26 protein-coding genes are annotated in these 24,348 nt (G+C 50.6%); 15 read left to right on the top strand and 11 right to left on the bottom strand.

The window, feature by feature from the left end; genetic code table 11:
- Positions 1-846, top strand: coding sequence for a MetQ/NlpA family ABC transporter substrate-binding protein (locus EKM91_RS05525; protein ID WP_125751003.1), 846 nt, complete (start codon positions 1-3; stop codon positions 844-846).
- A gap of 25 nt (positions 847-871) precedes the next feature.
- Positions 872-1,345: an S-ribosylhomocysteine lyase gene (locus tag EKM91_RS05520; protein WP_125751000.1), complete on the top strand. Its 474-nt coding sequence runs from the start codon at positions 872-874 to the stop codon at positions 1,343-1,345.
- Positions 1,346-1,456: 111 nt separating this feature from the next.
- Here the strand turns inward: EKM91_RS05520 and EKM91_RS05515 are convergent, their stop codons facing one another.
- From EKM91_RS05515 to EKM91_RS05505, 3 genes are all read right to left on the bottom strand, one after another.
- The gene (locus EKM91_RS05515) at positions 1,457-1,948 is read right to left on the bottom strand and encodes a DUF4811 domain-containing protein (protein WP_125750997.1); all 492 of its coding nucleotides are present in this window, start codon (positions 1,946-1,948) and stop codon (positions 1,457-1,459) included.
- Entirely contained in the window at positions 1,945-3,396 is a 1,452-nt protein-coding gene (locus EKM91_RS05510; RefSeq protein ID WP_164508468.1) for an MDR family MFS transporter, read from the bottom strand. The genes EKM91_RS05515 and EKM91_RS05510 overlap by 4 nt, the downstream gene beginning before the upstream one ends.
- Positions 3,397-3,658: 262 nt before the next feature.
- The gene (locus EKM91_RS05505) at positions 3,659-5,026 is read right to left on the bottom strand and encodes a CNNM domain-containing protein (protein WP_125750990.1); all 1,368 of its coding nucleotides are present in this window, start codon (positions 5,024-5,026) and stop codon (positions 3,659-3,661) included.
- A 124-nt stretch (positions 5,027-5,150) separates the two neighbouring features.
- On the opposite strand from EKM91_RS05505, the gene EKM91_RS05500 reads away from it, so the two are divergent.
- Entirely contained in the window at positions 5,151-5,921 is a 771-nt protein-coding gene (locus EKM91_RS05500) for a TIGR02452 family protein (protein ID WP_125750987.1), read from the top strand.
- Between the two features lie 4 nt (positions 5,922-5,925).
- Positions 5,926-6,519 (top strand): type 1 glutamine amidotransferase, encoded by a 594-nt coding sequence (locus tag EKM91_RS05495; RefSeq protein WP_164508467.1) that lies wholly within the window; start codon positions 5,926-5,928, stop codon positions 6,517-6,519.
- Positions 6,520-6,590: 71 nt separating this feature from the next.
- Here EKM91_RS05495 and EKM91_RS05490 read toward each other — a convergent pair whose 3' ends face one another.
- The 5 genes from EKM91_RS05490 to EKM91_RS05470 all read right to left on the bottom strand — a co-directional run bounded on the left by EKM91_RS05490 (position 6,591) and on the right by EKM91_RS05470 (position 10,222).
- A complete protein-coding gene (locus tag EKM91_RS05490) occupies positions 6,591-7,163 on the bottom strand; it encodes a class I SAM-dependent methyltransferase (RefSeq protein ID WP_125750981.1) in 573 nt (190 codons plus the stop codon).
- Positions 7,164-7,310: 147 nt separating this feature from the next.
- On the bottom strand, positions 7,311-7,676 hold the full coding sequence (locus tag EKM91_RS05485) for a hypothetical protein (RefSeq protein WP_125750978.1): 366 nt from the start codon (positions 7,674-7,676) through the stop codon (positions 7,311-7,313).
- A 36-nt stretch (positions 7,677-7,712) separates the two neighbouring features.
- On the bottom strand, positions 7,713-8,852 hold the full coding sequence (gene queG / locus EKM91_RS05480) for a tRNA epoxyqueuosine(34) reductase QueG (RefSeq protein WP_125750975.1): 1,140 nt from the start codon (positions 8,850-8,852) through the stop codon (positions 7,713-7,715).
- Between the two features lie 11 nt (positions 8,853-8,863).
- Positions 8,864-9,655 carry a tyrosine-protein phosphatase gene (locus tag EKM91_RS05475; RefSeq protein WP_125750973.1) on the bottom strand — a complete coding sequence of 264 codons (792 nt, stop codon included), beginning with the start codon at positions 9,653-9,655 and terminating at the stop codon, positions 8,864-8,866.
- 162 nt (positions 9,656-9,817) lie between these two features.
- The gene (locus EKM91_RS05470; protein WP_125750970.1) at positions 9,818-10,222 is read right to left on the bottom strand and encodes a helix-turn-helix domain-containing protein; all 405 of its coding nucleotides are present in this window, start codon (positions 10,220-10,222) and stop codon (positions 9,818-9,820) included.
- Positions 10,223-10,500: 278 nt separating this feature from the next.
- On the opposite strand from EKM91_RS05470, the gene EKM91_RS05465 reads away from it, so the two are divergent.
- The 3 genes from EKM91_RS05465 to EKM91_RS05455 are packed head-to-tail and all read left to right on the top strand — an operon-like array spanning position 10,501 to position 12,497.
- Entirely contained in the window at positions 10,501-10,947 is a 447-nt protein-coding gene (locus tag EKM91_RS05465; RefSeq protein ID WP_125750967.1) for a universal stress protein, read from the top strand.
- Positions 10,948-10,993: 46 nt separating this feature from the next.
- Positions 10,994-11,587 (top strand): DNA-3-methyladenine glycosylase I, encoded by a 594-nt coding sequence (locus EKM91_RS05460; RefSeq protein ID WP_125750964.1) that lies wholly within the window; start codon positions 10,994-10,996, stop codon positions 11,585-11,587.
- Between the two features lie 10 nt (positions 11,588-11,597).
- Positions 11,598-12,497, top strand: coding sequence for a DMT family transporter (locus EKM91_RS05455; protein ID WP_125750962.1), 900 nt, complete (start codon positions 11,598-11,600; stop codon positions 12,495-12,497).
- Between the two features lie 114 nt (positions 12,498-12,611).
- Here the strand turns inward: EKM91_RS05455 and EKM91_RS05450 are convergent, their stop codons facing one another.
- On the bottom strand, positions 12,612-12,791 hold the full coding sequence (locus EKM91_RS05450; RefSeq protein WP_125750959.1) for a hypothetical protein: 180 nt from the start codon (positions 12,789-12,791) through the stop codon (positions 12,612-12,614).
- Positions 12,792-12,910: 119 nt separating this feature from the next.
- Here EKM91_RS05450 and EKM91_RS05445 point away from each other — a divergent pair, with 119 nt between their 5' ends.
- Positions 12,911-13,405 (top strand): hypothetical protein, encoded by a 495-nt coding sequence (locus EKM91_RS05445; RefSeq protein ID WP_125750956.1) that lies wholly within the window; start codon positions 12,911-12,913, stop codon positions 13,403-13,405.
- On the opposite strand, the gene EKM91_RS05440 is transcribed toward EKM91_RS05445, so the two are convergent.
- On the bottom strand, positions 13,396-13,638 hold the full coding sequence (locus EKM91_RS05440) for a hypothetical protein (protein WP_125750953.1): 243 nt from the start codon (positions 13,636-13,638) through the stop codon (positions 13,396-13,398). The genes EKM91_RS05445 and EKM91_RS05440 overlap by 10 nt on opposite strands.
- Positions 13,639-13,811: 173 nt before the next feature.
- Between EKM91_RS05440 and EKM91_RS05435 the strand changes: the two genes are divergently transcribed.
- Positions 13,812-14,978 carry a GNAT family N-acetyltransferase gene (locus EKM91_RS05435; protein ID WP_125750950.1) on the top strand — a complete coding sequence of 389 codons (1,167 nt, stop codon included), beginning with the start codon at positions 13,812-13,814 and terminating at the stop codon, positions 14,976-14,978.
- A 9-nt stretch (positions 14,979-14,987) separates the two neighbouring features.
- Positions 14,988-15,653 (top strand): YdeI/OmpD-associated family protein, encoded by a 666-nt coding sequence (locus EKM91_RS05430; protein ID WP_125750947.1) that lies wholly within the window; start codon positions 14,988-14,990, stop codon positions 15,651-15,653.
- Between the two features lie 58 nt (positions 15,654-15,711).
- Here EKM91_RS05430 and add read toward each other — a convergent pair whose 3' ends face one another.
- Complete coding sequence (add, locus tag EKM91_RS05425) at positions 15,712-16,728, bottom strand: adenosine deaminase (protein WP_164508466.1); 1,017 nt, start codon at positions 16,726-16,728, stop codon at positions 15,712-15,714.
- Between the two features lie 57 nt (positions 16,729-16,785).
- On the opposite strand from add, the gene EKM91_RS05420 reads away from it, so the two are divergent.
- The 5 genes from EKM91_RS05420 (at position 16,786) to cydC (ending at position 24,279) form a co-directional block, all read left to right on the top strand.
- On the top strand, positions 16,786-18,087 hold the full coding sequence (locus tag EKM91_RS05420) for a thymidine phosphorylase (protein WP_125750944.1): 1,302 nt from the start codon (positions 16,786-16,788) through the stop codon (positions 18,085-18,087).
- A gap of 162 nt (positions 18,088-18,249) precedes the next feature.
- Positions 18,250-19,674 (top strand): cytochrome ubiquinol oxidase subunit I, encoded by a 1,425-nt coding sequence (locus EKM91_RS05415; protein WP_125750941.1) that lies wholly within the window; start codon positions 18,250-18,252, stop codon positions 19,672-19,674.
- Positions 19,671-20,678 (top strand): cytochrome d ubiquinol oxidase subunit II, encoded by a 1,008-nt coding sequence (cydB, locus tag EKM91_RS05410; protein ID WP_125750938.1) that lies wholly within the window; start codon positions 19,671-19,673, stop codon positions 20,676-20,678. Before EKM91_RS05415 ends, cydB begins: the two co-directional genes overlap by 4 nt.
- A gap of 159 nt (positions 20,679-20,837) precedes the next feature.
- Positions 20,838-22,568 (top strand): thiol reductant ABC exporter subunit CydD, encoded by a 1,731-nt coding sequence (gene cydD / locus EKM91_RS05405; protein ID WP_125750935.1) that lies wholly within the window; start codon positions 20,838-20,840, stop codon positions 22,566-22,568.
- Complete coding sequence (cydC, locus tag EKM91_RS05400; protein WP_125750932.1) at positions 22,561-24,279, top strand: thiol reductant ABC exporter subunit CydC; 1,719 nt, start codon at positions 22,561-22,563, stop codon at positions 24,277-24,279. Before cydD ends, cydC begins: the two co-directional genes overlap by 8 nt.
- Positions 24,280-24,348: the final 69 nt, after the last annotated feature.

Below are 24,348 nucleotides of genomic sequence, written 5' to 3'. Positions count from 1 at the left end.
ATGAAAAAGTGGGGATTTAGCCTGCTGGCGGCGTTTGCCTTGGTGCTGGGGTTGGCGGGCTGCGGCCATAAAAGCAGTGCCTCACCGGCAAAAACTATTCGCGTCGGGTCGATGGCATCGGATGTGGAGATCTGGCAGCATATTGCCAAGTCAAAAGAGGCCAAAGCCGCAGGGCTCAAGTTGAAAGTGGTGTCGTTTGATGATGGGGTCCAGTTGAATCAATCCACGCTGGATGGGGATGTCGATGTTAACGCATTTCAGTCGTATGCCTATTTTGAAGCCTTCAATAAGCAAAGTAAAAATGGTAAAGAAGTGGCACTAGGGACCACCTATTTGGAGCCGATGGGAATTTATTCGAATAAACACCATTCGCTCAAAGCAATTCCCGATGGGGCAACGGTGATCGTCGCCAATGATGCGGCGAATCAAGCGCGCGGCTTGGAATTGTTAGCCAAAGCCGGCTTGATCAGCTTGCCCAAGGATTTCAACAGCTTTGGCAAGATCAGCGATATCAAAGCAAATCCGCATCACTTGAAATTCAAAGCGGTGCAAGACAATACGATTCCGCGCATGCTCAAAGATGCCGATTATGGCTTATTGGCGAACACGGTGGCCTATCAAGCCCACTTGAATGTGTTGACCGATTCGCTGTATCATGAACGTGTCGATCAAAGCACCCGTAAAAACGTCAACATCTTAGCCACAGCGGCAAAGAACAAGGATAATAAGCAATACCGCAAGCTAATCAAGGTGTATCATCAACCGGGGATCCAAAAATGGCTGAAGCAGAAGTTTGGCGGGACCAAAGTCGACGTGCAAAAGCCGATCAGTTATTTAGAAAATTAACGGCTAATCTTAGGAGGAATCATTCATGGCAAAAGTTGAAAGTTTCGAATTGGACCACACAAAGGTCTTGGCACCATACGTCCGTTTGATCACGGTCGAAGAAGGGGCCAAAGGGGATAAGATCTCCAATTTTGATCTGCGGCTGGTCCAACCGAATCAAGATGCGATCCCCACTGCCGGCTTGCATACTATCGAACATTTGTTGGCCAGCCTCTTACGCGATCGGATGGACGGCGTGATCGATTGCTCCCCATTTGGCTGCCGGACCGGGTTTCATTTGATCACTTGGGGTGAACATTCCACGACTGAAGTGGCCAAAGCATTAAAAGGCAGCTTAGAAGCAATCGCCAACGACATCACCTGGGACGATGTGCCTGGGACGACGATCGAATCTTGCGGCAACTACAAAGATCACAGCCTGTTTTCGGCTAAGGAGTGGTGCAAGCTGATCCTCAGCCAAGGCATCTCCGATGATCCATTTAAGCGCAATGTTATCTAATCACTCGCATTAATCAGCTGGCAAACACAAGCTAAAAGCGGTACCTGGTTTTGATCACACCGATCAAGATCAGGTACCGCTTTTTGGCGTTATTTGGCATGCGTTGTCGCATCAATGATGGCTGGTCACCGTCCAGTTGGCTGGGACCGTTAAAGTCACGATCCGACCGAGATGATACCCATCTTGACCGGAAAAGGCGAACATGAATGCCGCAAAGCCGTTTGAGTAATGCAGAGTTTTGTCTTGCACCAGGCGATAGCCAGTATCGCCTTGGCACCGCAAGCGGACTTGCGTCGTCACACTTGGCTGTGTGCTTACTGGGTGTTGCGGAGCTTGCGCTAAGGCATAAGTATAACGGACTTCGGTGCCTTTTGTGCCTAATGGTTGGGCCATGATCGACCGTTTTGCTAAGGCAGCGGTGTGCGTGCGAAGCGTTGTTTTCATGCCAAAATGCCAAGCATCATTGGCAGCGATCGCCACGACACAACTGACGATGACGAGTCCGCAAAGCCAGACGCCAATAGTGCGTTTTCGCCCTGGAGCCCATAAGACGCGCGTCCAAAAAAAGCCGAGGGCTGCGGCAATGAATAGGATTAAGATCATGCGTCGGCACCTCCATCAAGCTGATCATCTTGTAAGTGCAAGCTTAAAATAAAGCCTAAGACACACAAGATGAGTGATACGACAAACGCCGCGCGATAACCCGCGACAGTCGCTTGTTGTAAATGCTTCACATAAGCGATCGGCGTGGCGGCTTTCATGGCCGCAGTGGGGGCATTTTGGCTGGTGACTGTGGCTAAAACCGAGACTAAGATCGCCGTGCCGATCGACGCAGCCACTTGCCGCACTGTATTGTTCACGGCGGTCCCGTGGCTGATCAATTCATTGGGCAAAGCGTTCATGCCGGCGGTGGTGACAGGCATGGTGACCATGGTGATCCCAAACATTCTGACCGTATATATGACGGTCACAAACAAGATCGGGGTGTCACTGGTCAACGTGATCAACGGAAAAGTGCCGCACAATAATAAAAACAGCCCGGTCGTTGCTAAGCGCTTGGCCCCGATCCGGTCAAAGATCCGGCCGGTGATCGGACTCATGATGCCCATCATGATGGCACCAGGCAGTAAGATCAACCCGGAATTAAAAGCCGATTGGCCGCGGATGGTTTGAATGTACATCGGCAAGACCATTTCCACACCGACCATCGACATAAACGCCACCGCGGTCAAGATCACTGAAAGCGTGAAGGTCTTATTGGCAAACACGCGCAACTCCAGCAGCGGTGTCTTCATGTGCAATTGGCGGTGGGCAAACAAAGCCACGACCAGCGCACCAACTGCTAAAAAACCAATGACGACCGGACTGCCCCAGCCCAGGGTACCGACAGCAGAAAAGCCGTACAGTAATGAACCAAAGCCGATCGTTGATTCAAACACCGATAACACATCGATTTTTGGGTCAGAGGTTTCCAAAACCTTGCGCATCGAATAACTGGCTAATACGATCACGAATAAGACAATGGGCATCAGCATGGTAAACAAAGCCCGCCAAGAATGATGTAACAATACCCAGCCCGAAAGTGTAGGGCCAACGGCAGGGGCTAAGCCAATGACGATCCCGGCTAAGCCCATGGCACTGCCGCGGCGTTCAGGCGGGAAAATCGAGTACATGACATTTTGAAACGTCGGCGCAGACATACCCACGCCCATCGCTTGGATCAAGCGGCCGGCTAACAAAGCAGGAAAGCTCCAAGCAAAACGTGATAAAACGGTGCCAATAAAAAATATCGACATGGCCGTGAGATAAAGATATTTCACATTGAACTTACTCAACAGCCAGGCTGAAACCGGGATCATGATCCCCATGACCAGCATAAAGCCGGTAGTTAGCCATTGCACTGAGCTCGCCGAAATGTGAAAATCAGCCATTAGCGTCGGAAAAGCGGTGGTGAGAATGGTTTGCGTCAAGAAGGTCGTAAAGGTCCCGATCAATAAAGTCGCAACCATCAATCCCCGATTATAAGGGCGGCCATTAACGTCTGTAGGCATATCCAAGTGAGCAGCGCTTCCTTTCAGAGTATAAATCAATGGATTATTATAGCATTATTTTTATTGAAGGCCCTGTGAAGATTATGAGAGCAGCCCAGAACAGTGACGGATTAGGCGATAGAATTGGCGTCGGCATCGCTACCAAGTGACAGTATCAGCGCCTCAAAAAGCGCCTCTGTCTCGCGATTGGTCAAACAATCGTGGGCAAAGACGCTGATTGGGTGGATCAAAAATCGTATTTTTGGAGGATTAATGCCGTTACTTAAGCATCGTCTTCGTCATCGGGAAGCGCCGGTTGCACTTCAGGGCCGACTGTGACATCAAACCAATTGGCAAAGCCGCGGGCGAAATCGGTAACGGTAAAGGTGTAGCGATCGATGGTGATGGTATCATGGAGCTTCAAGTTAGGGTGGTCTTCCATGATGAAGCCGGCGATCGTGACGATATCCGATTCTTGGAATTCACGCAACTTGGTGTGGAAGAAACGTTCAAAGTCATACAGGGTCGTTTTGCCGCTGACGTGGAAGACATCAGATTTATTCGTTTTAATGATGTATTCATCGGACACATCATCGATTTCATCTTTGACCGTCCCAAAAAGCTCTTCATAAATGTCTTTATCCGTCACGATCCCGCTGGTGCCGCCATATTCATCGACGACCACCACGATCGGGGTTTGTTTGCGGATCATTTCTTGTAAGATATTATGGATCGGCATGCCTTCAGGGACATTGACCATGGAACGCAAGATTTTTGATACCTGCACGGAGTCATCGACACGTGCTTGGCGGACCAAGTCATAAATGTACACGTAACCTAAGATCTTGTCTTTGTCACCGTTAGCGACGACGGGAAAGCGTGAGTAACCTTCTGTGAGGTATTCGCGAATGACGTCTTTGACCGTCGCCGTAATATCGATCACGATCAAGCTGGTGCGATCGACCATGATGTCGCGGGCTTCTTTGTCATTAAGATCAAACGCACGCTGCATATAGGTGACGTCGTTTTGGTCCATTTCCCCAGTATCGATGGCTGCTTTGCTCAAGTTTAAGATCTCTGCTTGGGTGAAGGCTTCGTTGCCTTCATCAGCAGGCTTCATGCCGATCAGCTTGACTAAGCCGGTGGCACTGTTATTCAGTAACCACACGAAGGGATAAAACGCGATGTGAAAGTAATGCAGCGGCGTGACGACGAACATCAATGATTTGATCGGCAGATCGATCGCCACGTTTTTGGGGACGATCTCGGTGAGCACCACTTCTAAGTAAGTTAATAATAAAACCCCTAAAATCGCCCCAACAATGTGCAAGCTGCCATCAGGTAACTGCAGGTGGGTCAGCTTAAACAAGTCCAAAAGCAAGAACTCGACAGTTTCTTCCCCGATCCACCCAAGGATGATCCCGGCGACCGAGACCCCCACTTGAGTTGTAGAGAGGTATTCATTAAGGTTGTGGACCATCTTGAGTGCCCGGCGTAATTTTTTGCGATTGCCTTCGCCTGAGTCCAGCAATTCTTCCAGCGCACTCGGCCGACTTTGCACCAGCGCGAATTCACTGGCCACAAAAAACGCGGCAAACAAGAAGGTGACGACCATCACCAGTAGATTAGAGGCGACTTGGCCACTATCCATTCGATCATTCCCCATTTCAATATAGCGATAATTAGTTCTATTTTAGCATTCAGGTGCCAAAAGTAACAGCCTTTCCCGCGGGTCATGTGCTATGCTAAAAGGAAAATAACTGTGGAGGTGCAAAGTGAATCAAATTCGCATGTTTCGCGAGACCATGGCGGCATTTAAAGCTGATCAAGACTGGCCGCAAAGTACCTTGATCACAGATCCATTGCCAGAAACTGCGCCAAAAGGCAAGGATTTTGCCCCTTGGTCGGTGATCAATCAAGACGTTTTGGCGGTGATGAGTCAGTTTCCCCAAGGCGTTGGCGTGATGAATTTTGCCAGTCCCAATAATCCTGGCGGCGGGGTCGAGTACGGGGCCAAAGCACAAGAAGAAAGCATCGCCAAAGCGACTTATCTGGTGCCTGCATTGCGCCAGTTTGAGTCGAGCTATTATGCCCCAAATCGCGCAGACCCCAATGGTGGTTTGAATACTCCGCATTTGATCTATTCCAGCCATGTGCGCCAGGTCTTTGATGATCAAGCACAGCGATTGACAGATCGCTATCTCGATATCGTCACCGTTGCCGCCCCAAATCGGCGGCGGTTTCCGGATCTTGACGCTGATGTTGCGCAAGCCGATATCGATGCAAAGATCTTGCAAACCTTGCGCGCATTTAAAGCGCACGATGTTGCGATCCCGATCCTTGGCGCTTTTGGTGCCGGCGTGTTTGGCAATCCCGTGGCCCCGGTCGCGACCAGTTTTGCGACTGCGTTATTGCGCCCAGAGTTTGCTGGAGCGTGGACGCGGGTCGTGTTTGCCGTTTATTCACCAGATGACGAATTTTATCAGCAGTTCGTTACCGCTTTGAAGGGAGCATCGCATGCAACTGCACATCCTACAACACACTGAACGTATGACAGTAGGCAAGATCGCCGATTGGGCACAGGCACAAGCCATCGAGTTGATCAACCATCGTCCAGACCAAAAAGAAAACCTTACCCCGCTCAATGCCAGCGATCTCGACGGCGTGATCTTGTTGGATGGTCCGCAAGACGTGGCTGAGCACGCGCCGTGGCTGGCAGCGGAGCGAATTTTGATCCGCAGCATGGATAAGATCGGCCGACCGGTGTTTGGTATCGGCTTTGGGGCCCAACAAATCGCGCGCGCATTTGGCAGCCCAGTGCAGCCGCTGTCCGCTCCGATTTGTGGGGCGCAACCGGTGACCCGCGTTGTTGATCAAGCGATCGTGTCTGCATTTCAATGGCAACGTGCTGCATTATTGCCATTGCCGGGAAGCACGGTGACTTATCAAGATGCCGCTGGTGACATTCAAGGCTTCACTTATCACCGGCGGATCACCGGGATCCAATTCCACTTGGAGATGTTATTGGCCGAACAAGCAGCCATCGTTTCCAGCAATCGCCAAGCCAGCCGGTCGTTGAATGACGCCGAACAAATCGCGGCGCAAGCTGAATTAGAACGGCTGTTGACAGCCACTTTCCTTTAAGCACGCACTGCCGCCAATGCACATTAAAACAGCTCTGCACCCGCCGGTGCAGAGCTGTTTTAATGTCGCAGTCAATGCCCGCTGCGGCTGCTGAAGACAAAATGGATCTGTTCACGGGTTTGCAAGCGGGTATCAGAAAGCTGATAAAGCGCATCGATCGTTAGCCGTTGCGTAAACAAGGTCTTAAGCTGTAACCCTTGTTCTGGTGTGGCTGCTGTTATTGGCGTCGTGACTGCGGCTAAAAATTGCCCATTGCGGCGCAACAGCCCGCTGAGACTTTCGCTGATCGCATGCAGATCGTCATGGGCCAGATCAAAAGTCCCCACGATCAAATCATACGGGCCGGTCAACAAACCCAACGTGTGATCTGGCATGATCCGATACCGCAATCGATCAGAGCTGGCGGTGTCGCGGGCCGAAGAAATCGCGCGGGCGTCTTGATCGACTCCCAGTACAGCGACGGCACCGTGGTTGATCGCATAGCGGCAAAACCAGCCATCGCCGGCATGTAAAGCTAAAACCCGCTTGCCGGCAAGCTCTGGAGCTTGTTTGGCGAGGGCTTGCCAAAGGGGCTGCCGGTTGCCGGTATTTGTGGGTAGGTGGATCGGTTTATCTGGACGCATTTTGGGGTAGGTGTCCTCCATCGTGTCACGACCTTTCGCTAAGTATTATAGCGGACAAGAGGTCAGGTTGTATACTGCTTGTTAGACACCCAGGCCATCAAAAAAGCGAGTCAGGCAATGACTCGCTTGTACGTATTGGGAATTTGGTCCGCGTCGATGGGCAACAGCTCAATCAACAAAGATCAATTCAAACTCGTGATTTTTTGTATCGATGTTCACGGCTACATGGCGATTCAAGTCTGCGACCACATTGCGGGCAAAGGTCATTTTATCTTCAAAATCGGTGATCGTAGCGGTTTGCGGATTGCTCTTGAAGTCGTAGTTTTCACCAATGTAAGCCGGATCAGAAACGAAGCGAAGGTTGTTTTGATCATGGCGGCTGCCAGTTTTCAAAACTTTGTCGATGTAGTGGTACAAAAGACTGGGGCTATAGTGCAGCGGCTTGGTCAGTTCGGTTGTGATCGTGAAATCTTGAACGTCATCGATCATGTTATCGTTGACTTGAACCTGGGTTAACCCTTGATAAAGTTTCATTGCACTCACTCCTTTGTGAACTATTTATATTATAACTCAATCCGGTTTGGCGCGCATTGTTTCTAAGGCGTGATCATATTCCGCTTGGGCTTCTGGCGTGTCTTCTTGGTCTCGTTTGCTCGTTAAAAAAGCCACGATCTCAGGATTATTGTCAGGGGATAATTCACCGATCGCCCATGCAGCTGTTGCACGGATCATCGGCCGTGGATCGTGATCGACTACCGCGAGTAAATGCGGTAAGGCACTTTGGTCTTGCAAATTCACCAGCGCGATGATCGCGTTGCGCTGCAGCGGCTTTTTCCCTCGCCAAGCACCGGCTAAGGACCCGAAGCGCTGTTTGAACGCTTTATTGCTGATCGTCAACAACGGGATCAATTCGGGTAAAACGGTATCCACATCAGGTTCCATTTCCGGATGAAAATGAAAGTCTTTCCCCTTATTAAATGGGCAAACTTGCTGGCAAATGTCACAACCATAAATCACGTTGCGAATCTTGCGCCTAAACTCAGGGGCCATATAACCTTTCGTTTGAGTTTGATAGGACAAGCAGCGCTGACCATTGAGCCGGCCATCGCCTAGCAGCGCTTGTGGGGGACAATAGTCGATACAGCGAGTGCAATCACCACATTGGTTGACGCCTGGGGTATCTGGGGTGAAGGCTAAATTGGTGATGATTTCACCCAGATAGACCCAAGAGCCAAATTCTTCCGTGATCAGCAGCCCGTTTTTGCCAATAAAGCCTAATCCAGCGCGTTGGGCCACTACCACATCCATCAACTCACCCGTATCGACCATGGGTTTAAAGCGGGAATCAGCCACTTGTTCGCTGATAAACGCCACCAATTGATCCAACTTGGCGCGCAAGACATCATGATAATCGATACCCCAACTGGCGCGCGCAAATTGACCGCGTTTTGCCCCGGTCCGCGCAGGGCGGTTGGCGATTTTGGTCGGATAAGCTAAAGCAATGGCGATGATGCTTTTTGGGTGATCAAAAATCTGATCTGGGTAAAGACGCTCAGACAAGACTTGATGTTCGAATCCAGTGGTGTGGCCGTTGGCTTTTTGTGCCTTGAGACTAGCTTCCATGTAGCTGAAATCATCAGCCGTCGTAAAGCCGATCTTGTCGATGCCAATGTCTCGGGCATAATCAATAATTTGTTGTTTGAGTGTCATGCCAGCGCCTCCTATTTGAGGTAGATCGCGCGCAGATCGCGGCGCTGCGCCGCATCAACGCCTAAGACATCAGTGAGATAGTGGTCTAATGAGCCAAAGCGGCTGTTGATCGTCATCAGCGCAGAGTCAAGATATTCGTTGGCAACACCGCCTAAAGACCGCGTTGAGGCAATCAATGCCGGGCTGCCGCCGGCTTTTTTGACGTTGTTGACCATGCGTTCGCTTTCACCGATCAAATAATTATTTGAGGCCAAGTAGTCACGCCGAACGGTCACCGGATCGACGCCTAAAGCCGTCAATAAGTAGACGGCACCCATGCCGGTACGATCTTTGCCGGCAGAACAGTGGAACAATAAGGCACTGTCAGGGGCAGAATTGGCCAATAGCAAATCGAAAAATGCGCGATAAGCTTTTTGGGCATTTGGTTGTAATACCATATCCGCGTAAGTGTTGACCATGTTGCGAAAACCGCCTAAGGGATCTTTGGCTAATGCTTGGCGCCGTAATTGTTCTGCATTGGCGCTGGCTTTGGTTTCATCTACGGCAAACACCGGGGTAAAATGATAGGCGGCGCCTGCAGGCAGTTTATCCGGGGCGCTGGCGCGCTCTTGCGGAGAGCGGAAATCAACGTCGATCTTGACGCCGTAATCGGCGAGGTATGCTTGATCGCGGGTGGATAATTCGTTCAACCGCCCTGAGCGGATCAGCTTGTGCGTCCGTAAAGTTTGGCCGGCTTTGGTCACATAGCCGCCTAAATCGCGAAAGTTGAAGCCATGATGGATGTCAAGTATGCGTGGTGTCAAAATGGATCCTCCTCCAGCGCGGCAAGCGCGCCGCATTTGCTTTTAGTATACAAGCAATCCGCGGGTTTGTGAATTTAAGTTGACTGCCGATCGGCAAAAGCTTGGCGGCCGGCAAGCATACAAAAAGGACAAACGATTTGACGTTTGTCCTTTTAGCCGGTACTATTCTGCTTCAGCCGCGGCAGTATTGCTAGCAATGATCAAGCCAGCGGCAAATGAGGCGACGAGCTCTTTTTTGGCTGCGCTTAAAACGTGTTCATTGTAAGTGAGCACAGTGCCTTCGCTTAAGAGGTCTTCAACGCGCACGACGGTTTTGCCTTCAAGATCAGGCTCAACTTTCTTGGCCTTGGCGTATTTATCCGGATAGGCTAATGCCAAAACATCTAATGGATCGCTTTCGTAATATTCGGCTAATTTGCGGATACTACGTTCGCTAGGAATGGTCTGATCGTTCTCCCACTTGGTAAAGCTAGCCGGAGAAGTATGTGTAGCTTTGGCGACCTCGACGATCGACTCACCGCGATTCTTGCGGATCTGACGCAAGGCGCTCCCAACGGTTTCTGTCATATGATTTCACCACGATTCTAATGTAGTAGATGACGTAATCGTCTACCCAAGTCTGGTACATTAATAATCTAACTTTTAACAGCCTAAAATGCAATCTTTAAACCACTCATTTATCGATTTTTTTATTAATAGCGCCATGACAGCCCGCTTTTGAAGGCGCAGGTGATAATTGCTATCATTTGGCATTGGGTAAGCGGTTGCCGCTTTTTGTCGGTTGATGCTTGTTTTCCCTGAGTCAATGGCTTACGCTTAATATATAAGGACAAGGAAGTGATCAGATGGACCAAGAATATAACCAATTGTTAGTCCCAGTTGATGGTTCCGACGAAGCAGAGCTTGCGTTCCAAAAGGCGGTCAAGGTCGCTGGTGCCAACCATGCGCATCTGGATATCCTCAATGTACTTGATACGAAACAATTTATCGGCGGTTATGGCGGGATGATCTCCGGCGATGCCGTGTACCAATTGACCCAAGATGCTGAAAATTACTTGAATGGGCTTGCCGACCGTGCCAAGCAAGCGGGGTTAGAAGATGTCGCGATCCACGTGCGGTTTGGGAATCCTAAGACCGTTATCGCAACTGATTTTCCACACGATCACAAGATCGATTTGATCATCATTGGCGCTACCGGGCTCAATGCGATGGAGCGGGTCTTAGTGGGTTCCGTGACAGAGTACGTGAACCGGACGGCACCTTGTGATGTACTGATTGTTAAGACGACATGATTGCGCTTACGATCGAGGAGACTCGGTCGTTTTTTTTTGCTTTGAAATGGATTATAATGAGCGCACATCAGTGGAGGTGATCGATATGGTCGAGCGTTTAGCATGGGCCGCCCAAGATCCTTTGTTGCAAGCGTATCACGATCATGAATGGGGCGTACCCGTTCACGATGACCGCGCGTTGTTTGAATTACTGAGTTTAGAAGGCTTTCAAGCAGGCTTGAGTTGGTTGATCGTATTGCAAAAGCGTGCGGCGATCAAGCAAGCGTTCTACGATTTTGAGCTTACGGCAGTCGCCCAAATGCCGCCTGCAAAGATAGACGCTTTAGCCCAAGATCCGCAACTGATCCGCAACCGCTTGAAGCTGCAAGCCGTGGTGGTCAACGCCCAAGCGATTCAACGGGTGCAACAAGCTTGGGGGAGCTTCGACGCTTATTTGTGGCATTGGGTAGACGGCAAGCCATTAGTCAATCGACCGCAGTCTCAAGCAGAGATCCCGACGCAAACACCATTGTCACAAACGATCGCTAAGGATATGAAAAAACGGGGCTTTAAGTTTGTGGGGCCGGTGATCATTTATAGTTATTTGCAAGGCGCCGGTTTAGTGGACGATCATCTGGCTGGCTGGCGGCGGCTTGAGTAGGAAGGACAATATGCGAAGAAAGCGGCTCTTTGGGTTAGTCATGGGGACGATCGCCGCGTTGTTGTGGGGGATCTCAGGACCGGCCAGTGAAATGTTATTTGATCATCAAGTCGACGTGGCCTGGCTGATCAGCTCTAAAATGTTGATCGCCGGCGTCATCACGATGGTGTTGGCTTGGCGGTTGCAAGGGAAAACCGCATTGCTGGCGCCTTGGCGTGAGCGGCGCGCTAGCGGACAATTACTGATCTTTATCTTGTTTGGAATGCTGGCGATGCAATACATTTATTTCAAAGCGGTGGCAGTTGCCAATGCTCCGACCGCGACCATTTTGCAATTTCTTTCGCCGGTATTGGTGTTGATCTATGTGGCGTTGCAAGCGCGTCAATTGCCTCGGCGCACAGATGTGTTGATCATTGCCTTGGCCATGTTTGGCACCCTGTTGGTGGTGACCAAAGGCCAGCTGACTGCCTTGGCGATCACCCCTCAAGCCTTGGCTTGGGGGTTAATGGCAGCATTGGCAGCAGCGGCTTATGCGATCTTGCCGGCACAATTGCTAAAACGCCATTCGCCGCTGGTCGTGACTGCTTGGGCACAATTGCTAGGCGGTATCGCGATGACGGTGGTGCGCCCGTTTTGGGTAGACTGTCCGCACCTGACAATCGGCCAATGGGGGGCTTATGCTTTTGTGGTGATCGGCGGGACGATCGTGGCATACTTGCTTTATTTGATCAGCTTACAATATGTATCGGTGACGGCAGTGAGTTTATTAGATGCCTTTGAGCCGCTAGGGGCGACTGTGACTGCGGTCGTATTTTTCGGCTTTCATTTGGGCTTTTTTGAGCTGATCGGCGGGACATTGATCATCATCACCGTCTTGTTGATGAGCATCACGGAACCCAAAGCGCCATAAATCGCGCAAAAAGCGCCTTCGAGCCATGATCCAAGCAAGATTCGTGGCTTAAGGGCGCTTTTGATGTGAGGCTAACAATGGGTTCAGCCTTAATAAGCTGCACGCGAATTGGTATCAGTGTTTGTGATCAGCGTGCACGTGCAATAGATTTGGCAATTTGCGTTGATGTTGGTCGGGGCGGAGTGCGAGGATGTAGCCGTTTTTGACCCGCAGTTTGTACGTGATCTTTGGTTGCAAGATCGTCGGTTCACCGAAAGCATCGAACATGGGTAAATCATGCGTGACGTGTGGCATAAGCATCCCTCCTTGACTTAATTATACGCTCTTTTTCCGGTCTTGACGTTACCGCTGGGTTACAGTTGCCAATGAAAATGATACAATGAATCTCAGCATAATATATATGGAGGTCACGCATGGATCAGTATGGTATTAGCGAATTAGCGGATTGGTTAGAAGCCCAATCAGAGGCCCTGTTGGCAAAGCACACTCAGTTGCCAGAAGCAAAAGTGGTGGCTGCCGTGGATTATCTGCAGGTGCTTAAGCATCCGGCTCAAGACTATCTCAATACGCTTCAAGGCCACTATTTTCGCCATGAATCCGATCATAAGCTGAATTTATTGGCAGATGCCCAGCCAATGGCCGCGCTGGAAGATCGGATCATGGTCAACCACGTCGACGGCTCGATCACAGAAGATCAGATCAACTTTACGTATAACCACGAACCCGTTTTTGAAAACGGCTATTCTGCAAAGAAAGATTTGAATATTATCAAGTTTGGTTTAGAAGTCATTGGTGCCGTCGCGACTTCTGGGCATTTGCAAACCGTTGCCAAGGCCTTATCGCCTGATGCGATGGTGACGTTGATCGTCGCCGCACATCGGTTTGCCGCTTGGCAAGCTCAAGCTTGAGTCGGCGGTAATAGCCAGTCGGTATCGGTGAGCTGGTGCAGCCGTTTGGAAACAGGCACCCAAAGTTGCGCCTTTAAAATCGCGCGGATGCTCTGCCAAAAAGCAGGGTCTTCGCGCTGTTTTTGATTCGTATGGATCATGAGTGTTGCGCCATTTTCCGTGCGCGCTTGTATGTTGGGGTAAGTCACAGCAGTCAGTTGAGCCGTGAGCATATCGAATTCATTCAGTAACATATTGCCTCATCCTTTCACTACTATTATCCTAACGGCGTGCTGTGAAGGTATCGCCACCAAACTGTGTCTTTTCTGTGAACGCTTCCTTGATGCGCACTGCGGCAGCTTACCCCCACAATTGAAGCTCATTGGGTCTATACTAATAGTAAATAGAACCAGCTTGGAGGAGACTTATGACCGTTCAGCAATTGACGCCAGCCAATGAAGCCCAATTTTACGCGTTAGCGCGCTATGCTTTCAACAAACCGCAAACTCCCAACCGCGATGCTGCCTTTGCCAGCCTCTATGCCCATTCAACCGCTTGGGGCAGTGGTGAGCCGCTCGCCAGCGGGTTGTTAGGGACCCATTTTGCCGTTGATTTTGCCGGGGTCTCATATAAGATGAGCGGGATCGGTTATGTGGCCAGCTATCCGGAGGCCGGCGGTAATGGCCAGATCACTGCGATCATGCAAGCAGCATTTGCCCAGATGCGTGCGCAGCACGAAACGCTTTCGTATCTAGCACCGTTTTCTGCCCCGTTTTATCGGCGATTTGGCTATGAAGGGGCGTTTGACCAAGTGACACATGAAATTCAAGCAGTCGATTTCCCGCGTGTGCCTAAGCCAGATCCGGCCATGAGTGTGCAGCGGCGCACTTTCACTGCGGCGATCCCGGCGATGCAGGCGATTTATGGGCGGAATAAAGCAGCCACTCGCGGCGGGTTGATCCGGGCAAAATGGTGGTGGCAAAACTTAGCCGCCCATTATCCCCAGCGCGAAGTGGCACTGGCGCTTTTGGGGGATCATCCCAGTGGGTATGCGGTATATGAACGCGCTGGCGACACGTTTATCCTCCATGAGCTGTTTTATGATGATTTGGCAGCGTTGATCGCATTAGGCCATTTTATTGGTGCGCACCGCTCGGCGTTTGCGCGGTTCGTTTATACCACGGGCAACCCTGAATCGTTGCATGACCTATTGCCAGAACCGGGACGGTTGAAAACCTCGGTATCTGCTTTTATGATGGCGCGCATCGTTGATGTTGAAGATTTCTTGCAACGCTATCCTTATCAAGTCAGCGATTTGGCACCGGTTATTTTTGCCATTGAAGATGACTTTATCCCAGACAATGACGGATTGTGGCAGTTGGCCATCGATGATGGGCGAGTAACTTGTCAGCGGGTGAAAAAAGGTCAGCCAGCGGTGCAATTAAGTGAACAACAATTGGTCAAAGCAGCATTTGGGGTGCGCTCATTGCGAGACAGCTACAGCCTGGGATTGATCGATGGGGATGCTTATACGATCGCGGCGATTTCAGATATTTTCTTCAGTCAGCAAACACAACTCTACGATTACTTTTAGGAGGGGCACATGGTCGATCTAAAACGCTTTGGGTTTGACCGCTTTCACCATATCGTCTTCACTGATGCAGTGCTGGATCGCTTGCCAATGTTAGCTGCGGTGCCGCATACCAAAACGCCAACCAAGGCGACTGACTTGCGAGTGGTGTTGGCCTTAGATCTGCCGGCAATGCAAACTGCGATCCAAGCAATTGCCCAAGATCACTTGTTAGCCGCGTTGGGGGTGGTTGATGTGCTGTATCCCAAACGCGCCAGCCAACGATATGTTGGGGTGCGCCGAGACGATATTTTTCCTTACTTGCACGTCGATGAAGCAACAGGCGAAGTTGGCCATACCGGCTTAAAGTTTTCTCGGATGCGCAGTTTCAACGATGATTTCACATTGTTAGACTTGCGCTGGCTGGCACATGCCCCGCGGTCGCAAACGACCAGTTCGCAGCGTGTCGGTGATTATGCTGAGTTTTTACCACAATTACAGGCGCGCTTAGCCCATCATGCGCCTCAGCAAGCCATTGCGTTTGCGGCATTGCCAGCAGGGATGCAGCGTGAGTGGGCGCGTTATGTTTACTCACCGAAGCGGCTGGCGACCCAAAATATGCATTTTGAGCAAATGGTTTTAGTGTTAACTTCAGGGGCACGGACGCTGGCTGAATATAAGACGCGTCAACATCCTTAAAAATACCGCTGCTTCTGGTTGTGATGCCATCAGAAGCAGCGGTATTTTTAGGCCTCGATCACAGATAAGGGGCATATTCTTGTTGCAGGCGCTGGCCCAATGCAAAGCGGTCAGCAGCGGTGGCAAAAGCGGCATTGGCGGCATTCAGGTTGAACGTTAAAAAGTCTGCCACACTGGTTTTAAAATGGTCGTGAAACATCTTGTACTCATGCGTCAACGTCGTGGCAGAAACGGTGCGGTTATCCGTATTGATCGTCAATTTGGCATGGGCTGCGTAAAGCTGAGGATACGGGTATTCAGCGAGTGAAGCGATCGCTTTGGTTTGCAAATTGCTCGTCAAGCACAACTCCGCGGTTGCATTAGCATTCACGAAAGCGGCGATCGCCTTTGGTGCTTGGGCTAAGGCAGTTGCGTGGCCGATGCGGGTGATCCCTGCGGCGACGGCTTGGACGATGTTTTGGACGCAGTGGCATTCGCCGGCATGCAAGGTCAGCGGGACACCTAATGCTTGAGCAGCCTTGATTTCGGCGGTCAAATCGCTCGTTGGGAAATGGGCTTCATCACCAGCAAAATCGCCGCCGACCAAACCGTGACCCAACAACGGCGCGGCCACTTGGAACATCGCGGTATTGGCGCCAGAGCGATCTTGGCGCATCCCGCAAACAAGGGCGTTGGCCGTGATGTCAAAGACTTGCATCGCATCATGAAGGCCTAAAACCACGGCTTGGATCGTTTCTGCGACGCTTAAACCGCGATCTTGTGACAAGGTTGGGGCAAACCGTAACTCCAAATAGCGGACGTTTTCTGCGGCGGCTTGGGCGCAAACGTCATAAGCTGCCAGACGCAAAGCGGCTTTAGTCTGCAAAAGCGGTCGAATAAAATCAAACGGCTTCAAGTAATCAAGCAGATCTTGGCTGTCTTTAGGGGCTTGGACCAATGCGGCTAAAGCCTGATCGTCAGCCGGCAGCGTGATATTGGCCAAAGCGGCCAAGCGGCGGATGGCAGTCAGCGATAGAGAACCATCGAGATGGCAGTGCAGCTCGACTTTAGCGAGATGGTGATACAATGAATCCATGAGTTTACCTCCATTCTTATTCGAGTGTAGCATAACTAAGGAAAGTAGGAATAAAACATGCGAATGGTCGATTTGATCGCTAAGACGCGCGATCACCAAGCGTTGACGACTGCAGAATTGCAGTGGCTGATCCAAAATTATGTGGCGGATAAGATCCCCGATTATCAAATGAGTGCTTGGCTGATGGCAGTTTATTTTAATGGTTTAAGTGATGCAGAACAAGGGGCGCTGGCGCAGGCGATGCTTGACAGCGGTGAACGCTTGGATCTGACCGCGATCCCTGGCGTCAAAGTCGATAAACATTCGACTGGTGGTGTTGGCGATAAGCTCAGCATCCCTTTGGTGCCGTTGGTGGCATGCTTTGGCGTGCCGGTGCCGATGGTGTCAGGACGTGGTTTAGGGTTTACCGGCGGGACCTTGGATAAGTTGGAAAGCATTCCTGGGTTCAATGTCCACTTAACCAGCGCACAATTCATCCAGCAAGTGACCATGATCCATCAAGCCATTACCAGTGCCAGCCAACAACTGGCACCGGCAGATCAGCGCTTATACGCGTTGCGGGATGTCACGGGTACTGTTGCCTCCAAGCCTTTGATCGCGAGTTCCATCATGAGCAAGAAGCTGGCTTCTGGCACCGATGCGTTGTTGTTTGACGTCAAAAGCGGCAATGGCGCGTTCATGCCTGACGACCAAGCCGCAGAAAATTTGGCGCAAGCCTTGTTAGCCATTGCCCAACACGCTGGCGTCAAAGCGGTTGCCATGATCACGGATATGAATCAACCTTTAGGGATCACCATCGGCAACAGCTTAGAAGTGGCCGAAAGCATCGCTTTGCTCAAAGGCCGCGGGCCGCAAGACGTGCATCAGCTTTTGGTGGCGCAAGCCGCTCAGATGTTGAAATTAGGCGGCAAAACCCCATCATTAGAAGTGGCGATGGGGATGGTGGAAGACGCATTGAAAGACGGGCGGGCAGCAAAGGCCTTCAAACAGCTGATCCAAGCACAAGGCGGCGATCCGCGGGTCGTCGATGACCCAAGACGCTTGCCGCAAGCAACTCACAAAGTGGCGGTCAAAGCCGCTGCCAGCGGCGTGGTGACTGCCATGGATACCAAGGCGTTAGGTACCGCGGTGATGCAGATCGGCGGCGGGCGGGCCACGCAATCTGATGCACTTGATCTGACCGCTGGGATCGTGTTGCATAAGAAGCTGGGCACGCCAGTGACACCAGGAGAGACATTGGCAGTGGTGTATGCCAGCAGCGTGGATCCTGCACGGGTAGCGACTCAGGTGCGCGATGCCTATACGATCGCAGCCGGGCCAATTGAGAAACCGTCTTTGATACACCGAATTTTAAGCTGATTTTTTATGATTATTGCCGCGTCTGAGTTTTTAGACGCGGTATTATTATGGTATAAGCATAATGATAACGCTTCGCTTCCATATGTTGTTATGCTGATCTTGGGGGGATGAGCGCTAATCGTCTCCGCTGAAAGCGAAGGACAAATCAAAGGAGGGATAGGTATGCTTTTGGGCGTTTCCGTATTGGATCTGGCGCGGTTTCAGTTTGCCATGACCACGGTTTTCCATTTTTTCTTCGTGCCGTTTAGCATTGGGATGGCCTTGGTCACGGCGATCATGGAAACCATGTATGTCCGCAAAAAAGATCCGCTATATAAGAAAATGACCTTATTTTGGGGCAAAATATTTTTATTAAGTTTTGCGGTTGGGGTCGTTACCGGTATTATTCAAGAATTCCAGTTTGGGATGAACTGGTCGAACTATTCACGCTTCATGGGCGATATTTTTGGTGCCCCGTTGGCGATCGAAGCCTTATTGGCGTTTTTCATGGAGTCCACATTTATTGGCTTGTGGATGTTCACTTGGGATCGCTTCAAACCGGCATTACATGCGGCCATGATCTGGTTTGTCTGGTTAGGGACCACACTGAGTGCGATTTGGATCTTGAGTGCCAATAGTTTCATGCAACATCCCACTGGTTTTGCGATCAACGAAGCGACTGGCCGGGTGAAACTGGTTGATTTTGGTGCGGTGATCACCAATCCCCAATTATGGGTCGAATTTCCCCATGTGATCTTTGGTGCGTTTACCACTGCCGGGTTTGCTGTGGCTGGGATGGCCGCATGGCGTTTACTTAAGCATGATCACGTCGATTTTTATCATCGGTCTTTACGCGTTGGGCTGACAGTGGGCTTGATCGCCGTTGTAGGTGCAATCGGTGTAGGTGATTTGCAAACACAATTCATCATCAAAGATCAACCCATGAAGTTTGCTGCGACTGAAGGGGTCTACAAAGACACGAAAGATCCGGCACCTTGGGCATTAGTCGAGTTGATCGATACTAAAAATCATCAAGTGTCTGGCAACATCGAGATCCCGTATCTGTTGAGCCTGTTGTCCTACCACAAGACTTCCGGTGCGGTCAAAGGCATGGAAACTGTCGACCAAGAGTTGCAAGCCAAATATGGTAAAGATAAAAACTATTATGTTCCCGTTAAAACCCTGTTTTGGTCGTTTAGAGTGATGTCTGGCGGCGGGGTCTTGTTGGCATTGGTTGCGATTTTGGGCTTGTGGTTCAGTCGAAAGAAAAACAATACCTTGCTGCAAAAGCGCTGGCTGTTATGGGTGTTGGGCTTATGCTTATGGTTGCCGTTTATCCTGAATACGGCAGGTTGGCTGATCACCGAATTGGGACGTTACCCTTGGACCGTTTATGGGTTATTTACGATTGCTGATTCGATCAGTGCCACGACCACAGCCGGACAATTGTGGTTCAGTAACATTGTTTATTTCCTGATCTTCTCGTTGCTTGGCGGGGTGATGGTTTATTACAGCCACCGCAACTTACGTCATGGTCCGGATGCTGACTTGCACACGGACTATGGGGTTGCTGCTGATCCGTTTGCGAAGGAGGCGTTTGGCAAATGAGTTTCCTCCAACTACTCTGGTTTTTGTTGTTAGCCGTATTGTTCATCGGCTTCTTCTTCCTGGAAGGATTTGACTTTGGGGTCGGGATGGCGACGCGGTTATTGGCGCGTAACGAACGCGAGCGCACACAGCTGATCGCCACGATCGGCCCGCATTGGGATGGCAATGAAGTTTGGCTGATCACTGCCGGCGGGGCCATGTTTGCTTCGTATCCACTGTGGTATGCCAGCTTGTTTTCTGGTTTTTACATCATGTTCTTCTTAGTCTTGCTTGGCTTGATCATGCGTGGTGTTTCGTTCGAATTTGCCGCTCATGCCGAAACCGCACGCGGTCGCAGTATTTGGCGCTGGGCATTGTTTATTGGCAGTATCTTGCCGCCGTTCGTCTTAGGCATGATCTTCACGGCGATCATGCAGCCGTTGCCGATCGATAGCCATATGGATGTTTATGCCGCTCTTGGCGATCAGATTAACTTGTTGACGATCGTTGGCGGGGTGGCGGTCACGTTGATGTGCTTCATGCATGGGTTGAACTTTATCCGGTTGAAGACAGAAGGCGCATTGCGCATTCGAGCCCGAGCATGGAATCAAAAACTTTCTTGGCTCTTATATGCTGGGGAAGTGGTGTTTGCAGTCTTGGTCTTTTTCCAAACCGACTTCTTTGCGAAGCGGCCGCTTTCAACTGGTTTGATCATCGTCTTGATTGTTTGTGCGGCGGTGATCCAACACTTGGGCGTCTTACAAGACAAAGAACTGTTGTCGTTTATCGGCAGCGGGTTAGGACTGACCTTAGTGGTGGCTTTGATCTTCAATGGGCTTTTCCCACGCGTTTTGATCGGGACCAATGCGGCACATAGCCTGTTGATCACGCAGGCGTCTGCGAGTCCGTTGACCTTAAAAATCATGACGATCGTTACTTGCATTTTGTTGCCGATCGCGTTGGCTTACTTTATCTGGGCGTATGTGGTTTTCCACAAGCGGATCCCAGAGGTTAAAGCCGCTTAAAAGCGATGACGTTAGGCGGGCGAGTCAGCAAAGACTCGCCCGCCTATTTTGATCCAGCCAGTCAGCTGAGACGATTGTGTCTTGGCCCTGGTTTTCGTATGATAGGGCTAAACTGGCTTGGTATGAACTGAGTTTGTGGTGAAAAGTAGGGGGGATATTATGATCGATAAGCGCTTATTACGCCTGCCAGGTGTGCAACAAGTGATGATCGGCTTGGCGATCTTGACGGTATTGCAAGCGGTGGTCATCATTTTACAAGGCCATTTTTTGGCATTGGGAATCGTCCATTCATGGGCGCAAAAAGCTTTAGTAAGCTTGTGGCCGTTTATTTGGGGATTTGCCGGCGCGTTTGCTGCCCGGCAAGTGCTCACTTGGGGACGCAATCGCTTGGCAGAAAATTTTGCCCGGCGTTTAGCTGATAAGATCCAACAGCGTTTGATCAAGCAGTTATATGCACTAGGCCCGCAAGCCGTCGCCCATGCCGGTACTGGGAATGCGGTGACGATGGCGTTAGATGGGATCATCGAAGTCCAACAATACTTAGAATTGATTTTGAACAAATTATTGAATATGGGCATTATTCCGTGGTTTATCGTCGGCTATATTTTCTGGGAAAATCACCTTGCAGGAATCGCTTTAGTGATCATGTTTCCAGTGATCATTTTGTTTATGATCATCTTAGGCTATGCCGCCCGGGATAAATCGCAACAGCAATATGCTGGGTTTCAGCAAATGTCTAATCACTTCATTGACTCATTGCGCGGGTTAAAAACCTTGCAGTTGATGGGGATCAGTAAGGCGTATGCCGATAACGTTTATGCCGTTTCCGAGCGCTATCGCAAGCAAACCATGGGCGTTTTGCAGATCGCGATGCTATCGAGTTTTGCGATGGATTTCTTTGCAACGTTGTCCATTGCCGTCGTGGCGGTATTTTTAGGGATCGACTTGTTGCATGGCAGCGTGTCTTTGTATCCTGGGATGGTGTGTTTGATCTTGGCGCCAGAATACTTTATGCCGATCCGAGAATTCGGGAATGATTATCACGCCACATTGAATGGCAAAAACGCTTTGGCCGCTATTTTAGATCTGCTGGATCAACCGGCGCCGCAGCTGCGCCAAGCCTTGCCGGCATATACGGGTTGGCAATCAGACTCGACATTGACAGTATCAGCGTTGAATTATCAATATGCTGATCGTACCGGGATCAAAGACGCTGCCTTTACCATCAGTGGGGACATGAACGTTGCTTTGATCGGTGCCAGCGGTTCAGGCAAGTCGACGCTGTTGAATTTGTTAGGCGGATTTTTACAACCGCAGTCCGGCACCCCGTTTGTCGTTGATGGCCAACCGGTGGCTGATCTGAACGATCAAGCTTGGCAAGCCCATTTGAGCTATATTCCCCAGCATCCGTATGTGTTCGCTGACACGATCGCCAATAACGTGCGCTTTTATCGGCCTGAAGCTGATGATGCTGCGGTGGCACAGGCTTTGCAAGCTGCGGGGTTAACCGATTGGGTGGCGACTTTAGCAGATGGGGTCAACACCCGGATTGGTGAAGGCGGGCGTGGGATCTCTGGCGGGCAAGCACAGCGGATCGCGCTGGCGCGGACTTTGATCGATCAAAAACGTTCGGTATGGTTATTTGATGAACCTACCGCACATTTGGATATTGAAACGGAAGCGGCGCTGAAAAATACGATGACACCGCTTTTTGCCGGCCGGCTGGTGATCATGGCCACTCATCGTTTGCATTGGTTGCAACAAATGGATCTGGTCTTAGTGCTTGACCAAGGCCAGATCGTCGCGGCTGGGGCGCCGGCAGAATTAGCGGCGCATTCAACCGCTTATCAGGCCTTAGTGGCCCAGATGCGAGGTGAATTTGATGTTTAAACATGATCAATGGGTGCGCCCTGATTTGAAACGGTATCGCGGCTTATTGTTTTGTTCGCTGGCCTTAGGCGTTTTGACCTTCATTTGCGCCGGTGCTTTGATGTTTACCTCGGGTTATTTGATCGATTTTTCAGCACGGATGCCATTATTTGCGGCCATTTATGTGCCGGTGGTATTGACCCGGGCATTTGGGATCGGTCGGCCAGTGTTCCAGTATCTTGAACGTTTGGTCAGCCACAACTGGGTTTTGCGTATCACCAGTCACATGCGGCGCAAACTTTATCAGGTGTTGGAAAAAGATGCGGCCTTCATTCAAGAACGGTATCAAACTGGGGATGTCTTAGGCTTATTGGCGGATGACATTGGCCACATTCAAAACCTGTATTTACGCACACTTTTTCCGACGGTCGTGGCGACGATCTTGACGGTGATAGCCTCACTGGCGATCGGCTGGTTCGATTGGGGCTTTGCCTTGTGGATGGCATTGTTATTGCTGGTGCAGCTGCTTGTCGTGCCTGCTTGGGGATTATGGGTCGAAGCCAAGCGCAAAACAGCACAAAAAGCGATGACCCATGATGCGTATGTCGAATTGACCGATAGTGTCTTAGGGTTGTCAGATTGGGTGATCGCCCAAAAAGAGCCGGCATTTTTAACGCAAGCAACCCATTCATGGGCCAAATTGGCGGCTTCAACTCACAAAAGTGCACGGTTTACGCAGTTTCGGGACTTGATCAGCCAGCTGGCCTTTGGGGTGATCCCGGTGGCGTTGTTGATTTGGACCAGTTTAACTTGGACTGGGACACAAACAGCGGCCAATTGGGTCGGCGCCTTCGTGTTGGTGATTTTTCCATTGGACCAAGCCTTCAGCAATATTGCCAAAGGCGTGGGCGAGTGGCCCACTTACCGTGATTCACTCAAACACCTGAATGCGATGCAGCCGACCACGCGCCTACTGCCGGCACAACAAGCCATTCCGCACACTTTTGATACTTTGACGGTGGCCCAGCTCAGCTTTCAATACACCCCTGAAGCCCAACGGTTATTAACGGATATTTCCTTTACGATCCATCGCGGTGAAAAAATCGCCTTACTAGGTCCCAGCGGAATGGGCAAAACCACGCTGTTGCAACTCGTCTTGGGCGACCTCACCCCGACTAGTGGTCAAGTCACGATCGATGGGGTTTCGACGCTGGCTTATCAACAACATCGCAGCCAGTTGTTTGCTGTGCTCGATCAAAGTCCGTTTTTATTTAATACCAGCATCAAAAACAACGTGCGTTTAGGCAATGAAGCAGCAAGTGATGATCAAGTCGCCTGGGCATTGGCCCAAGTGCAATTGAGTGATTTGATCGCCCAATTGCCTCAAGGGATCGACACGCCGATGGCCGAAGCGGGATTTGGTTTTTCCGGCGGTGAACAGCAGCGCTTGGCATTGGCGCGGATCTTATTGCAAGATGCGCCGATCGTCTTATTAGATGAGCCTACAGTGGGATTGGATCCGATCACCGAAGCGGACTTGATCCGGACCATCTTCACCACCTTGCAGGATAAAACGGTGCTTTGGGTCACGCATCATCTGCAAGGGGTGGCACGCTGTGATCAAGTATTATTCTTGGAAGATGGGCGTTTGACAATGGCTGACACCCCAGCACACCTTGCGGCTGCCAATACCCGCTATCAACACTTGTATGCACTGGATGCTGGGAAGTGAGCATGGCGTGGTCAAAATGGCCGCGGTATACTAAAAGCAGCTGGTGATTGCAATGATGCCACAAAGATT

The organism is Lacticaseibacillus baoqingensis (genome assembly GCF_003946165.1).
GTDB classification, from domain to species: Bacteria; Bacillota; Bacilli; order Lactobacillales; family Lactobacillaceae; genus Lacticaseibacillus; species Lacticaseibacillus baoqingensis.
The sequence above is the reverse complement of the archived record's forward strand: the minus strand, read 5'-3'. Positions and strand labels throughout refer to the sequence as shown.